The 13,513-nt window shown below is 69.9% G+C and carries 13 protein-coding genes; 5 read left to right on the top strand and 8 right to left on the bottom strand.

Translation table 11 applies throughout. The features are described from left to right. The first annotated feature begins 848 nt into the window (after nt 1-848). Nucleotides 849-1,076: a hypothetical protein gene (locus ACEWX3_RS09120; RefSeq protein WP_207066873.1), complete on the top strand. Its 228-nt coding sequence runs from the start codon at nt 849-851 to the stop codon at nt 1,074-1,076. Nucleotides 1,077-1,179: 103 nt separating this feature from the next. On the opposite strand, the gene ACEWX3_RS09115 is transcribed toward ACEWX3_RS09120, so the two are convergent. The 4 genes from ACEWX3_RS09115 to ACEWX3_RS09100 all read right to left on the bottom strand — a co-directional run bounded on the left by ACEWX3_RS09115 (nt 1,180) and on the right by ACEWX3_RS09100 (nt 5,350). Then, nucleotides 1,180-1,854, bottom strand: a complete 675-nt coding sequence (locus ACEWX3_RS09115; RefSeq protein ID WP_374159236.1) for a DUF899 domain-containing protein — start codon at nt 1,852-1,854, stop codon at nt 1,180-1,182. Further along, the gene (locus ACEWX3_RS09110; RefSeq protein ID WP_207066875.1) at nt 1,851-3,164 is read right to left on the bottom strand and encodes a threonine/serine exporter ThrE family protein; all 1,314 of its coding nucleotides are present in this window, start codon (nt 3,162-3,164) and stop codon (nt 1,851-1,853) included. The genes ACEWX3_RS09115 and ACEWX3_RS09110 overlap by 4 nt, the downstream gene beginning before the upstream one ends. A gap of 56 nt (nt 3,165-3,220) precedes the next feature. Beyond that, nucleotides 3,221-4,093 (bottom strand): LLM class flavin-dependent oxidoreductase, encoded by an 873-nt coding sequence (locus ACEWX3_RS09105; protein ID WP_221363140.1) that lies wholly within the window; start codon nt 4,091-4,093, stop codon nt 3,221-3,223. Between the two features lie 75 nt (nt 4,094-4,168). Then, on the bottom strand, nt 4,169-5,350 hold the full coding sequence (locus ACEWX3_RS09100; RefSeq protein WP_374159235.1) for a TDT family transporter: 1,182 nt from the start codon (nt 5,348-5,350) through the stop codon (nt 4,169-4,171). Between the two features lie 167 nt (nt 5,351-5,517). Between ACEWX3_RS09100 and ACEWX3_RS09095 the strand changes: the two genes are divergently transcribed. From ACEWX3_RS09095 to ACEWX3_RS09085, 3 genes are read left to right on the top strand one after another with little or no spacing between them, the layout of a single operon-like run. After that, nucleotides 5,518-6,861 carry a sensor histidine kinase gene (locus ACEWX3_RS09095; protein ID WP_374159234.1) on the top strand — a complete coding sequence of 448 codons (1,344 nt, stop codon included), beginning with the start codon at nt 5,518-5,520 and terminating at the stop codon, nt 6,859-6,861. After that, a complete protein-coding gene (locus tag ACEWX3_RS09090) occupies nt 6,849-7,493 on the top strand; it encodes a response regulator (RefSeq protein ID WP_374159233.1) in 645 nt (214 codons plus the stop codon). Before ACEWX3_RS09095 ends, ACEWX3_RS09090 begins: the two co-directional genes overlap by 13 nt. 34 nt (nt 7,494-7,527) lie before the next feature. Then, nucleotides 7,528-8,424, top strand: a complete 897-nt coding sequence (locus ACEWX3_RS09085; protein ID WP_374159232.1) for a DUF4097 family beta strand repeat-containing protein — start codon at nt 7,528-7,530, stop codon at nt 8,422-8,424. Nucleotides 8,425-8,434: 10 nt separating this feature from the next. Here ACEWX3_RS09085 and ACEWX3_RS09080 read toward each other — a convergent pair whose 3' ends face one another. The 4 genes from ACEWX3_RS09080 to ACEWX3_RS09065 all read right to left on the bottom strand — a co-directional run bounded on the left by ACEWX3_RS09080 (nt 8,435) and on the right by ACEWX3_RS09065 (nt 11,955). Further along, nucleotides 8,435-9,760: a flavin monoamine oxidase family protein gene (locus ACEWX3_RS09080; RefSeq protein WP_374159231.1), complete on the bottom strand. Its 1,326-nt coding sequence runs from the start codon at nt 9,758-9,760 to the stop codon at nt 8,435-8,437. Further along, entirely contained in the window at nt 9,760-10,779 is a 1,020-nt protein-coding gene (locus tag ACEWX3_RS09075; protein ID WP_374159230.1) for a nitronate monooxygenase, read from the bottom strand. Before ACEWX3_RS09075 ends, ACEWX3_RS09080 begins: the two co-directional genes overlap by 1 nt. Before the next feature lie 90 nt (nt 10,780-10,869). Further along, nucleotides 10,870-11,346 (bottom strand): RrF2 family transcriptional regulator, encoded by a 477-nt coding sequence (locus ACEWX3_RS09070; protein WP_374159229.1) that lies wholly within the window; start codon nt 11,344-11,346, stop codon nt 10,870-10,872. A gap of 9 nt (nt 11,347-11,355) precedes the next feature. Further along, nucleotides 11,356-11,955, bottom strand: coding sequence for a cysteine hydrolase family protein (locus ACEWX3_RS09065; protein ID WP_374159228.1), 600 nt, complete (start codon nt 11,953-11,955; stop codon nt 11,356-11,358). 300 nt (nt 11,956-12,255) lie between these two features. Between ACEWX3_RS09065 and ACEWX3_RS09060 the strand changes: the two genes are divergently transcribed. Next, the gene (locus ACEWX3_RS09060; protein ID WP_374159227.1) at nt 12,256-13,494 is read left to right on the top strand and encodes a helix-turn-helix domain-containing protein; all 1,239 of its coding nucleotides are present in this window, start codon (nt 12,256-12,258) and stop codon (nt 13,492-13,494) included. Nucleotides 13,495-13,513: the final 19 nt, after the last annotated feature.

The following is a 13,513-nucleotide window of genomic DNA, read 5'->3' as shown; positions in this document are numbered from 1 at the left end:
CAGACCACCGGGTCGCCGGACGATTTCAGAAACCGTTGCGACGGCGAGACGCGCCAAGCCACGCAGGGCGCCCGGGCACGTCACGCACGTCGCCGGACCGAGTCGTGCACGTCGCCGGACCCAAGTCGTGCAGGGCGCCCAGGCACGTCACGCACGTCGCCGGACCGAGTCTTGCACGTCACCCAAGCCCGTCACGCACGTCGCCGAGCCCAGTCGTGCAGGGGAAAAAGCCGTGAGCGCCGCGAAAGTACGGTTTCTGACGAGAATCGGGTGATTTCCGTCAGAAACCGTACGCTCGCGGGCTGTCTGGCCGCGGGCTCCGGGCCGCGGGGTCCGGGCCGCGGGTTCCGGGCCGCGGGCTGCGAAGTGCGGGCTGCGAGCTGCGAAGTGCGAGCTGCGAAGTGCGGGACGCGGGTTCCGGGCTGCGGGACGCGGCATGTCTGGGCCACAGACGGCTCCATGCCGTGAGCGCCGCGAAAGTACGGTTTCTGACGAGATTCGGGTGATTTCCGTCAGAAACCGTACGCTCGCGGGCTGTCTGGACGCGGGCTCCGGGCTCCGGGCCGCGGGCTCCGGGCTGCGGGCTGCGAAGTGCGGGCTCCGGGCTCGCGGGAAGCGGGCTGCGAAGTGCGGGCTGCGGGACGCGGGCTGCGGAACGCGGGATGTCTGGGCCACAGACGGAGCGGAGGTGCTGCGCTGCGCCGATGCAGCCCTGGCGCCCAACCCCGTAAGAGCCGCGTGAACTGTGAGGAATCATTCGTCGCCCGGCCGCGCTTAACGCTGGAGTGCCCGAGCGCGATAGAAATGGGTACAAACCTGAAACGAGCATCCGCCGAGAGGAGCGCACGATGCAGGTGAAGAGGATCGTCATCGCGGCAGCCATTGCCGGCGGCATGGGTGCGGCATCGATGGGCCTGGGTGCAGGTCTGGCCAACGCCGACCACGACTGGTGGCTGCCCCAGCCGCCCCCGCCCGGCCACGTCGGACAGATCGTCAACGTTCCGCCCGGACACATCGGGCAGGTCACCGGTGTGCCACCCGGCCATTGGGACAAGCCGTGGAAGTGGGGCCGATAGTCAAGGCGTCGCTGGGCGGGAGTGAAAGTGGGCCGCCATCCGCCCCGGCTCGGCGCCGCCAGCCGCCCCGGCTCAGGAGGCGAAGCGTGCCAGCCATGGTGCGTCAGTACGCGTCGTGCAACCGGATCCACTCGTAGGCCGGTTGCTGCGGCCAGCCCGGCGGTGACTTCTCCCAGGTCTCCTGACGGCCGTACGGGGTCAGGTCGAGCAGGTCGAACACCACCATGAAGGGCTCCTCACCGCGGTCGAACGTCTGCCAGGTGTGGAAGACCCGCTCACCGTCACGCAGAAACACACTGATGGAGTGCCGTTCCTGACCGTCGATGGTGGTGCGGAAATCCTCGTTGAAGGTCGACCGGCCCGACGACACCCAGGGCAGGTCCCAGCCCATGCGGTCCTTGAAGGCCACCAGTTTGCCCACCGGCGCGCGAGCCACCAGCACGAACGCGGTGTCCTTGGCATACAGGTGCGACAGCGGCCCGACGTGATCGGCCATCATCGAGCACCCGGCGCAGCCCTCGTCCCACTCCGGCGCGAACATGAAGTGCTGGACGATCAGCTGCTTGCGCCCCTCGAACAGGTCGAGCAGGGTCAGCGGGCCCGTCTCGGTGTCGAACACGTACGGGGTGTCGATCTCGACCATGGGCAGCCGGCGACGGGCGGCGCTGACTGCGTCCTTGGCGCGGATGAGGTCCTTCTCCAGCACCAGCAGTTCGGCGCGCGCCGTCTCCCACTCGGCCCGCGACACGATGGGCGGCAACGCGTCGGTGTCGGTCATGCTTCGAGCTTGCCACTGTTGAGGCCGTCATCTCGGCGCGCGAACACCGTGTCGTAGATGCTCCAGGCCACCAATGTGCCCAGCGCGATGGAGAACACCGCGGAGAAGGTGTTGCCCAACGTGGCGGCGTCCAGCGACCGCTGCACCGCGGCCGCGGTGATCGACTCGAAACCCAACGCGCCGGGCACCAGCGACCAGAAGGCCGCCAGCAACATGACGAACACCGGCGGGGCGGTCTTCAACTTCGCCGCGGCCACGGCGAACGGAAACACCAGCAGCGCACCGAGGGCCCCGGAGTGCGCCGACGACAGGAACAGACCGCCGATCTTCTGACCGATGAGTGCCACGGCCACGGCGGCGGTCACCCACAGCAGCGACCCGCGCGGTGCGGACAGGTAGATGTAGAGCCCTATCCCGATGACGATGATCGCGACATAGAACGACAGCGGCCCCATCCGGTCGGCCACGGCAGGCGACCCCGGCCTGCCCGCGATGGCCACCCCGATCGCCACCCCGAACGCCAGCAGCATGAGCTGGACCACTCCGTACACCAGCCGGCTCGAGCCCGCCATGATGGCGCCGCCGGCCAGCTCCATGGCTCCGATGGTCAGCGACAGGCCGGGCAAGGTGGCGACCAGTGCGGGAGCGATGATGCGCAGCAATTCGTCGTTCGCGGCGTCGGCGACGAACCAGATCGCCAACGTCGTCACCAATGCCGCCGACAGCGACGGGATGATGACGGCCAGCGTCGGGATGCGTCCGGCGACGACGACCACAGCACCGACCACGGCGCCGAGAAACACATACGCCCACAACGCCGTCCACGCCGGGTTGATGACGATGCCGAAGCCCAGCGTAGTGATGACGTAGCCGACCAGGATCATGACCGGACCGAAGCGTGGCGTCGCAGTGCGCGCCTCGGTGATGTCACGGACCGCATCGCGAGGGGCGACCGCGCCCGCTGTCGCGAGACGTGCCACCGCGTCGACCTTGCCCGCGCGGTCGAGCTGAGTGGTGCCTCCGGTGGAGGCCGCCACCTCGTGGCCGACCTTTCCCACCTGCACGATCAGCACCGTCGGCAACGCGACGACGCGCACCGGCTCGCTGGTGTAGCGCGCGGCGATGCGCTCCAACCGCGACTCCACGACGCCGCTGGGCACCTGCACTTCGATGAGGGCGATGCCGATGTCGCGCAACATCTCGGCGACCTCGTCGACGGGGAAGGTGTCGGGTGGGGCCAACGGAGCCGGCACCTGCTTGCTCACCGCCTGCCACATCTGCTTGGCGCGACCGCCCCAGCTGATCGTCATGTCAGCAGCGTGTCATCCCACCATCAGGTCCGGAACCGAACCGCGCGCGTCGGGCGTCAGAACTCTTCGGCGATCGCGGCGACCCGGCGCACCTGGTCGATGTCGGAGCTGGTGGGGATCAGATGAACCTCGTCGGCGCCGATCTCGGCGAAGCGGCCCAGCACCGTTCGCAGCTCGTCGTCGGTACCGGCCCACCCGGTCGTCGGCGCCATCGCGTCGACCACCTCGGCGGGAATCCAGTTCATGTAGCGACGCAGATGCCGGTGCACCTGCGCACGCGGCTCGTCTCCGTCACCGAGGGCGAACCAGAACGAGGTCGCCAGGTGCGGGGCCGGCTTGTCCGCCTCCTGCCAGGCCTGCCGAGCCACGTCGAAGAGCGCGGACTCCTTGTCGAGATCGAGGTCCAGCGTGATCCCGGCCAGACCCTCGGCCCAGGCGGCGGCGCTGCGCACGGTTTTGGGCCCGATCGTGCCCACCACCAGCTGCGGGCCCCCGGCCTGCACCGGCGGAGGCCCGACGGGCAGCGTCGAGTCGGTGATCTTCTCCCCCGCCCACACGCGCTTCATCACCGCCACCCGCTCGGCCATCTGGCGCATCGTCTGCGTTGCCGGGTCCGCCCCGACCGCGTGGTAGTCCTCGTGGCGCCCGCCCACCCCGATACCGACGGTGAGCCGTCCGCCGCAGAGCAGGTCACCGGTGGCCAGCTGCTTGGCGAGCATGACGGGGTCGTGCAACTGCGGAACCACCACGGTGGTCACCAGCCGCACGCGGTCGGTCCAGGCCGCCAGCGCCCCGAGCAGGGTCAGGCTCTCGGGGTTGTCGAACGCGATGCGTTCCCCCCAGCACAGCGACGAGAACGCGCCGCCGTCGATCAGCTGAGCCCAGGCCTTGAGCGTCCCCCGGTCCAGATCGGGTTCCATCACCGGCATCGTCATCCCGATTCGCACGTCGGCGATTCTGGCACGCCGGGTGAATCGGGCGCGCAAGGCGTCACGGTGGGTGCGTCAGCGCGCCGGATCCTTGCGGGCACGAATGGGGTCGGCTGCCGGTGGGGTGAACAACGAGCCGCGCCAGCCGAGGCGCAGCGTGCGCACCGCCACCAGCAGCCAGGTGAACAACAACCCCACGTAGGCGACGGCGGCCGCGTATCGGAACGCCGGCAGGTCGGTGTGCACCGCCAGCTGGGTGGTTCCGGTGACGAACGTGCCGACCGGGAACGTCAGGCTCCACCATGTCAGCGCGAACGGCATGCCCCGGCGCAGGGTACGCACGGTCAGCGCGGTGGCCAGCGCAATCCACAGCACCGCGAAACCCCACACCGGAACGCCGTAGAGCACCGCGAACACACTCATACCGTCGGCGAGCTTCTCGTCGACCGCCAGCGCGGCATCGGCGCCGAGCAACCCGGCCACCGTGATGGACTGGCCCAGCGGCCCCAGCACGATCCACAGCGTGGGGACCCGGGCGGTGCCCGACGTACCGAAGTGGGCGAGCCGGCTCCACACCATGGTGATGATGATCAGCGACGCGATCAGCGACAGGCCGAACATCGCGTAGCAGCCGTAGAGCATGGTGGCCCGGCCTGGCCCCTCGGCCATGTGCGGGATCAGCAACCCGCCCGTGGCAGCGGCCACCATCGGCGGCACGACCGGCATCAGCCAGCCACCGAACGCGGCGTCGGGCTCCACCCGGTGCCGGGTGAACATCAGATACGGGATGCTCAGCGCCGTGACCAGCCCGCCGATCGTCCCGGCGATCCACAGAATCCAGGCCAGGCTCACCGCGGTGCGCATGCCGATCAGATCCACCCCGACCAGCAGCGCGCCGGATCCGACGGTCAGCAGCGCCATCGGAGCCGCGCCGTAGAAGTGCGCCATCTGCGGGTTGCGCGCGTGGCTGCGGGCCATCTCGGAGTTACGCACCCAGTGCGCGACCGTCGCCACGATCAGAACCACCAGCCACGTCGCCGCGATCACCCACACCACCTGCGCGAACGCCCGCAAACCCGGCAGGGGTACCGGCAACGACGCGCCCGCGGTGGCGACGATCCCGGTTCCCATCACCGAGGCGAACCAGTTGGGGCCGAGATAGTCGAGGATCGCGGGGCGACGGCCAGCTGGACCGGCGGGGCCGGCGGGCCCGGCTGGACCTGCGGGATCGGCGGGGCCGGCGGTGTCGGCGGTCATTCCGTCAGTATGGCCAGCGGCGAGCGCGCGCGAAATGCCGGTTGGGTGCGGCGTGTCGGGCGGTGACACGCGCGCTCGCGCTGCAGAGCTCTGTGGAGGAAAACCCCCGCCGGACTCGCGGGAAAACGCCGTGTCCTCGGCGCGCGCCGGTCCATAGGTTGGTGGGCATGGTCGTAACGAATGACGCCGCCGCGCCCGAAGCCCCGGCGGCGGACACCGACACCACCGGCATCCCGGCCGGCGAGCCCCACCGCGGGCCCCGCCCGATCGGCGTGGTGCCCACCGCCTCGCTGATCGCCGGCGGCGCGCTGGCGGTGGTGTGGTTTTGGATCCCCCTCGGCATCGTCGTCCTCGGCATCTCCTCGATCCCGAGCATCATCGGGTTCGTCGTCGCCGCGGTGGTGTTCATCTACCTGATGCGAGGCATCGACCGGGTCGAACGCATCCGCAGCGAGGCGGTGTTCGGGATGGGCATCGGCGTGCCTGCACGCCGGCTGTCGTCCTACACCGGCTTCCAGCGTTGGGCACACCAGCTGTGGCTGGACGTGAGCAGCGGACGATTCTGGAAGTCGGTCGCCCACCACTATCTGCGGATGATCTACGACGCGCTGGTCACCGGCTTGGCCGTGGCGCTGCTCGCCTTCGCGTTCCTGGCGCCGGCGGCCGCGGTGGTGATCGGCAACAGCGACGCGCAGGCCGGCTTGTCGTTCCTGCCCACGCCGGTCGCGCTGCTGCTGGCCGCGGTGGCGGTCGCCGCGGCGGTGACGCTGCTCGTGTTCGCCCCGACACTGGATGCGTCCATCGACCGGTGGCTGCTCAGCCCGTCGCCGACCGCAGCACTGCAGAACCAGGTCAGCGCACTGGCCGATGCCCGCGAGGGTGCGGTGACCTCGGCGCAGACCGAACGCCACCGCATCGAACGCGACCTGCACGACAGCGTGCAGCCGCGGTTGGTGTCGCTGGCGATGACGATCGGGCTGGCCCAGACCAAACTCGACACCGACCTGCCCGCGGCCAAAGCCCTCATCGGCGAAGCGCACGCCGACGCCAAAAGCGCGTTGGTGGAGTTACGCAACGTCGTGCGCGGCATCGCCCCCACCATCCTGTCCGACCGCGGACTCGACGCCGCGCTGTCGGCGGTGGTGCAGCGGACAGTGAACGCGGGGATCCCGACCACGCTCAGCCTGCACCTGCCGCGGCGGCTTCCCGACGAGGTGGAGGCATGTGCGTACTTCGTGGTGGCCGAGGCATTGACCAATGTGACCCGGCACGCCGGCGCCTCGAACGCCGCGGTCACCGTCCGGCTCGACGAATCAACCCAGCAGTTGCACGTCAGCGTTTTCGACGACGGGCACGGCGGGGCGCGCATCGTGGCCGACGACGGAAGCGGTGAAGCCACCGGGCTGCGTGGCCTCGACGAGCGGGTGCGGGCAGCGCGCGGCACGTTCACGGTGTCCAGCCCGGCCACCGGACCCACGATCATCACCGCGGTGCTGCCATGCGCATCGTGATCGCCGAAGACTCGGCGCTGCTGCGGGCCGGCATCGAGCGGATCCTGACCGACGCCGGCCACGACGTCGTCGCCGGTGTGCCCGACGCCACCAACCTGCTGCGGCTGGTCAACGACGAGCGCCCCGACCTGGCGATCGTCGACGTGCGGATGCCGCCGACGTTCACCGACGAAGGGATCCGGGCAGCCGCGCTGCTGCGCAGCCAGAACCCGGATTCAGCGGTGCTGGTGCTGTCGCACTACGTCGAGGAACGCTACGCCGCCGAGCTGATCGCCTCGGACACCCGGGGATTCGGATACCTGCTCAAGGACCGGGTGGCCGACGTACCGGCCTTCCTCGACGCCGTGCAGGTCGTGGGCAACGGCGGCACGGTGCTCGACCCGGAGGTGGTGTCCCAGATCCTGGTGCGCTCGCACCGCCGAAACACCCTCGACGCGCTGACGCCACGGGAACACGACGTGTTGCAGCTGATGGCCGAGGGCAGAACCAATTCGGCGATCGCTGCCGCGCTGCACATATCGGTCGGCTCGGCCGAGAAGCACATCGCCTCGATCTTCACCAAGTTGGACCTGGCCCAGGACGAGAGCGAGAACCGCCGGGTGCTCGCCGTGCTGCGGTTCCTCGAATCGTGAACGTGCCCACGCGCACCGGAAGGAATGATCTCTGATGACCACCCCACTGCTCCTGCCCCCTGGACATCCTGCCGGGCAACCCACGGCGCCGCCTCCGCTGTCCCCCGGCGGACGTACCGCGGTGCGGGTCGGGCTGGTTGTGCTCGCCGGCGTCCTGATCACCGCGGTCATCGTGTCGTTGGCGGGGTTCGCTTGGGGCGCAAGCCGATTCCGGGTGGTCGCGGACACGATCACGCTGCCGGCGACACTGCGCGCGTTGACCGTCGACACCGGGCCGGTGCCGGCGGTCATCCGGATCACCACCGATCGCGACGTCTCCGAGCCCCGCGTGGATCTGCGGTTGATCAGCCCGGCGCGCACGGACGTAGAGCCGTTGACGCTGGGCGCCGACGGCCGCAGCGCGCGGGTCAGCGTCAGCGCCGAGCCGGCACCGATGCTGCGCTGGGCCCGGGGCGGTGAGATCACAGTGGTGCTGCCGCCGCAGCTGGCCCGGGGGCTGGCGGTCACGACCGAGCAGGACATGGGGGTGGTGATGGCCGACGCGGATGTCGACCAGCTCACCGCCCGCACCACCGACGGGGCGGTCGTGCTCAACGGGTCGGCACGCCGCATCGACATCGCCAACGATCACGGTGACGTCGCCAGCCGGAACGCGATTTCGGTGGCCGAGTCATTCCGGGCCGTCACCGAGACCGGAGACGTCAGCGTCGACTTCGCCGCCGCTCCTGCCGTCGTCGACGTCGAGACCGGCGACGGGGATGTGGTCCTCGCGGTGCCCGATCCCGGCCCGTACGCCGTCAACGCCAGCACCGGCGAAGGGCGGGGCTCCACGGTGGTCTCCGTGCCGCAGACCCGCAACCGCGACGACGCTGCGTCGGTGGTCACCGCCCGCTCGGAGACCGGGGACGTCGTCATCGAGGCATTGCGCTGAATCCGATGGCTCAGTCGAGAATTCGCTCGGCTTCGCGCAACCCACTGAGGTAGGCGCCGTGCACTGTGGCGAAGAACTCCTCCTGGGTGGCCTCACCGGCGAAGTGCAACCGATCCCCCACCGACTCGGCGAGGGCACGCTGATCGTCTGGGCTCGATCCCACTGCGAGAAAGCTGTAGGAGCCACGCGCGAACGGGTCGGCCGCCCAGCGGGTGACGAGCGCGCCGGTGGGCTCGGGCAGGCCCAGCACCGCACGCACCTGGTCGACCGCTGCACCGTCGGACAGGCCTTCGCGGTCACGGGCATTGCTCGCGGCGCGTAGACCGACCAGCAGCGGCGTGTCGGAGAACCGCAGCCCGTTGACCACATCGCTCACCGGCGCGTCAGCGCCCACAACGCCGAACACATCAGGGTCCGCGGGCCAGTGCGGCTCGTCGAACCTCAGCACGACCTTGTCGAGTAGACCGAAGCCCAGACGCCGGATCGCCTGCGACTTCGACTCGGGTAGCGGCGGATCGAACGTGATGGCACCGGCTTTGAGCACACCGAGGGGCACCGTGACGATCACCCGGTCGGCGGTGACCATGCCCCGTGTCGTGGTGAGCGTGACGGCGGCGCCGCGGTGGTCTATGCGGGTGACTGCCGTGTCCGGCCGGATCTGCAGGCCCCGGGACAGATGCGCCACCAGCTGGCCGTAGCCGTTGGGCAGCAGCACATCCGGACCGTCGAATTCCCCCTCCTGGCCGAACCACCGCAGCGACAGACCGGCGGGATCGGCTCCGTATTCGGCGGTGACCGTCGAGGTGATCAACCACTGGATCAACGGATCGTCGACATCCACGTAGTCCGCCACCACGTCGGCCAGCGACGTCTGCGGTCCGGCATCGGCGCCGGCGCGGTAGATCTCCTCCACCGCGTCCGTCCAGGCGGATCCCGCCGCTTCCACGTCGGCGTCCGGGACCGGCTGGGCACGGTCGAACACCATGACGTTCTCGAAGTCGGTCTCGACCGTCTCGGCGCCGACCTCGGCAGCCAGTTTCATCAGGGGGTTGTCCTGCGTCCCGTGGATCCACGCCGCGCCGAGATCGACGGGCACGCCCAGCGAGGTGTCCGTCCACGTTCGCCCGCCGATGCGGCGACGCGCCTCGAGTACGGTCACCCTGACCCCGGCGTCGGCCAGGCGCCGCGCCGCGGCCAGTCCAGCCATCCCGGCGCCGACGACCACGACGTGCTCGCCGGATCCGCCCGAGGTCTGGTTCACGCACGCACCCACCCACGGCGCTGCCGCCAGCACGCCCAGACCCATCGTGAATGCACGGCGGGTGAGCGGCGGCATCAGTGCACTCGAAGCAGCTCGATGATCTGGGCCGCCGGCCCGGGCACCGCCTTGTCGAAGCCGGTGCCCGCCCAGACGCTGGTTCCGTTCGGGTCACCGGCGCGCACCGATGCCGCGCGCACCGGGCCGGTCAGGTAGTGCACCTCGGGATATCCGAACGGCGCCTCGGCCTCGTGCTCGTCGATGAACCGGTTCCGCAGACCCCGCGCGAACCGGCCGGAAAACGCTTTGGTGACAGTGGTTTCGGTGAAAGCCGGATCGGTCAACGCCGCGCGGTGCACAGCACTGCTGCCGGCCTCGTCGGCCAACAGGAATGCGGTACCCAGTTGCGCGGCGACAGCACCGGCGCGTCGCACCCGGTCCACGTCCGCCGCGGTCATCAACCCGCCGGCCGCCACCACCGGCAGGTCGAGTTCGGCGACCAGGGTGGCGACGAGATCGTCGAGTACAACATCGGACGGCGTCGCGGTCGGGTCGAAGGTGCCGCGGTGCCCGCCCGCCGACGGTCCCTGCGCGACCACGCAATCCACGCCCACCTCGGCGGCCTGACGGGCCTCGGCCAGCGTGGTGACCGTGGCCGCGGTGGCAATGTCTGCCGCGGACAGGCGGCGGCGCTCCTCGGCGCTGGGCAACCCGAAGGTGAACGACACCAACGCCGGCCGGATGTCGAGCAGCACCTCGAGCTTGGCGGTCCAGTCGTCGTCGCTGAACCGGGGCGTCCCGAGCTCGGCGCCGTAACGGCGGGCGTCCGGCGACAGCGCCGCGGCGTAGCGATCGATCGACTCCGGTGTCGCGGCGCTGGGGTGCGGCACGAACAGGTTGGCGCCGAGCGGACCGGACGTCAGCTCCGCCGCCGCGCGGAGCCGATCGGCGAACACGTCGGCGCTGAGATAACCGGCGGCGATGAAGCCGAGTGCGCCGGCGTTGCTGCCGGCGGCGGCCAGTTCGGGCGTCGACGGTCCGCCCGCCATCGGGGCGATGACGATGGGGGCAGCGAGGTCGCGCACGTCGAACACCACACCGTGTTCCTACCACGGACGCCCTGTCTGCTTCCGCGATCCTGGTCGACCCAGGCGGGGATCCGCGCCCGGGACAATAAGCCCAGCGCCCTAGTTGTCCTGATGCCCGCGCGCCTCTTCCTGGCGGCGGTAGTCATCGGCGAAAGCGCGGACATGGGCGGGCAGTACCCCGGCGGCGACGTCGGCGAGGCTGGTCTGCTCGAGCACCGAGCGCATGCTGGCCCGAAGGGCGCGCCAGACGTCGGTCAACGCGGCCGTGGGGCCGGAGTACGGCAGGTCGCCGAGGCCGATGTCGCGCACGCTGGCCAGCGGTCCGTCGATGCAGCGCAGCACGTCGGCGATGCTGATGTCGGCCGCCGGTCTACTGAGTTCGTAGCCGCCGTCGCGGCCCCGGTGGCTGCGGACCAGCCGGTCGGTGCGCAGGTCGGACAGGATGTCGACGAGGAACTGGGCGGGGATCTGTTGCGCCTTGGCCAGATCGTCGGTTTTGACGAGAGCGCCGGCCTCGGCGGTCGCCAGTTGGATCATGGCGCGGACGGCGTACTCCGCCTTCGCCGACATCCGCATGGCGTCAGATTAGTCGGGCAGGTCGGCGGATCCGGGGACCACCACGGCGAACAGGTCGGCCATCGCGGCCAGGCTGGCGCTCTGCATCGCCGCGGCGGGCACGGGTTGTCCGTCCGTCCCGGGCAGGGCGCGGGTCGCGGTCGCACCGGCCACCACGGTCGGCGCGTAGCCGAGGTTGAACCCGCCGCGGGCAGTGGAGTTGACACACATGTGCGTCATGAAACCGGCCAACACGAGGTTCGAGGCGCCGACCGCCTTGAGCCGGTCGTCGAGGTCGGTCTGGACGAACGAGTTCGGGTAGCTCTTGACGACCACGGGCTCGCCCTCGCGCGGAGCGACCCGATCGACGATGGCGCCGATCTCGGCATCGATGTCGTAGGGCGAGCCGGCCCCGCCGTTGTGCTGGATGTGGATGACCGGAACACCTGCGGAGCGGGCCCGGTCCAGCAGGGCCGCCACCTCGTCCAGAGCGGCATCCACCCCCTCGAGTTCCATCACCCCGCGGGTGTAGGTGTTCTGGCAGTCGATGAGGACCAACGTCGAGTCGCCCAGCGGGGCAGGCGCCGCGGGCATCCCCTCCAGCGCGCGAAGGGTGTTCAATTCAGACACGGTCTCAGCGTAGTGCGCCCTCGCGCGCTGCGGTGCCGATCAATCGCCGAGGTCTCGGGCAGTCGGGTCCCCGCGCGGCACGCGAGGCGGGCGTGCCGCGGCACCGTCCATCCCGGAGTCGACGGCCTGACGATCCACGGCGGAGGTAGCGGCCACGACCCGCCTCGAGAGCCAAACTCACTGTGTTGCAGCCTATTCGACATGCATGAGAACGGCGATGAACGTGGTGGGTGCACAACCGACGACGCCGTCCGCTGTTGAACGGCGGCACTCGGCCCCGGGAGCATTAGAGTCTCGGCCATGGACGCTCAGTCGCCTGAGGGCCGACTCGACGGGCGAACGGTTGCGGTGGCACTGCTCTCCGATGTCTCGAAGCTGGCCGACGACATGCTGCAGTTTCTGGTGGAACGTATTCCCGAGACCGTCGAGGACTCCGAACTGCGCGGACTGACGCTGGGGTCGTGTTCGTCGAATCTGGAAGCGGCATTGTCCATGGTTCGCCACGGCATCGACGCCGCCGCGGCCGAGGCGCCGGTCACCGCGCTCGAGCACGCCCGGGCGATGGCCTCGCGCGGACACAGCGTCGATGTCATGTTGCGCTTCTACCGGCTCGGACACGAGTACTTCACGGTGCGGCTCGCAGACGTGATGAAGGGGTGGACGGGTGACTCTGCAACCGCCCTGACCGTCTACGCGGAACTGGAACGCTTCGCGTTCCGCTATATCGACCGGATCTCCAGCCTGGTCGCCGAAGAGTACGTCGCCGAACTCGACCGTCGCCAGAACCAGGCCCGCGCCGAGCGCGCCGAGATGGTGCAGGATCTGCTCGCCGGCAAGCACATCACGGTCAGCCGCGCAGAGCGAGTTCTCCGACACCGACTCACCGGCACCCAGATCGGATTCGTCTGTTGGGCGCACGACCGTGCAGTCAATCTGGAACGTCACGCCAACCTGTTGGCCAGGGCGTTGGGTTCACCGCACCCGCTCCTCATGGCCGACGGCCCTCTTGCGCTCTGGGGGTGGGTCGCGGTGACCGGCGACCAGGCCCGACTGGCCCGTGACACGTTGGCCACGTGGCACAGCTCCGGCGAGGCCGTCCACATCGCTGTGGGCTCACCTCACGAGGCTGTGCCGGGCTTTCGCCTGTCCCACCGTGAAGCGGTGGGCACGCGCCGCATCGTCGAACTCTCCGTGTTGTCGGCTCCGTCGCTGACGGTTTTCAGCGATGTCGCGCTCGTCGACGCGTTGTCACAGGACATCGAGGTGGCCCGCAACTTCGTGCAGTCCCAACTGGGCGACCTCGGCCGCGACGGGCCGCAGGAAAGGGAGGAACGCGCGGCCCTGCTCGCCGTCCTCGACGCGCAGGGCAGTCTGGTGTCGGCAGCGCACACGTTGAACGTTCACCGCAATACTGTGCTCAAGCGAATCCGGCGCGCCGAGGAGCGTCGCGGGGCTCCCGCCACTGCCGGCCTGGCGGGGCTTCACGCTGCGCTTCGCGCCGCAGACGTCCTCGGCGCCGCGGTGCTCAAGACCGGCTGAATTCGACCCCGACCGGTTT

Origin of the sequence: Mycobacterium sp. G7A2, assembly GCF_041902445.1 — a bacterium.
Lineage (GTDB): Bacteria > Actinomycetota > Actinomycetes > Mycobacteriales > Mycobacteriaceae > Mycobacterium.
Note: the sequence above shows the minus strand (reverse complement) of the source record. Positions and strands in the feature narration are given on the sequence as shown.

Coding starts and splice junctions, on each gene's coding strand:
- ACEWX3_RS09120 (WP_207066873.1), top strand. CDS start 849: ATGCAGGTGAAGAGGATCGTCATCGCGGCAGCCATTGCCGGCGGCATG.
- ACEWX3_RS09115 (WP_374159236.1), bottom strand. CDS start 1,854: ATGACCGACACCGACGCGTTGCCGCCCATCGTGTCGCGGGCCGAGTGG.
- ACEWX3_RS09110 (WP_207066875.1), bottom strand. CDS start 3,164: ATGACGATCAGCTGGGGCGGTCGCGCCAAGCAGATGTGGCAGGCGGTG.
- ACEWX3_RS09105 (WP_221363140.1), bottom strand. CDS start 4,093: ATGCCGGTGATGGAACCCGATCTGGACCGGGGGACGCTCAAGGCCTGG.
- ACEWX3_RS09100 (WP_374159235.1), bottom strand. CDS start 5,350: ATGACCGCCGACACCGCCGGCCCCGCCGATCCCGCAGGTCCAGCCGGG.
- ACEWX3_RS09095 (WP_374159234.1), top strand. CDS start 5,518: ATGGTCGTAACGAATGACGCCGCCGCGCCCGAAGCCCCGGCGGCGGAC.
- ACEWX3_RS09090 (WP_374159233.1), top strand. CDS start 6,849: ATGCGCATCGTGATCGCCGAAGACTCGGCGCTGCTGCGGGCCGGCATC.
- ACEWX3_RS09085 (WP_374159232.1), top strand. CDS start 7,528: ATGACCACCCCACTGCTCCTGCCCCCTGGACATCCTGCCGGGCAACCC.
- ACEWX3_RS09080 (WP_374159231.1), bottom strand. CDS start 9,760: ATGCCGCCGCTCACCCGCCGTGCATTCACGATGGGTCTGGGCGTGCTG.
- ACEWX3_RS09070 (WP_374159229.1), bottom strand. CDS start 11,346: ATGCGGATGTCGGCGAAGGCGGAGTACGCCGTCCGCGCCATGATCCAA.
- ACEWX3_RS09060 (WP_374159227.1), top strand. CDS start 12,256: ATGGACGCTCAGTCGCCTGAGGGCCGACTCGACGGGCGAACGGTTGCG.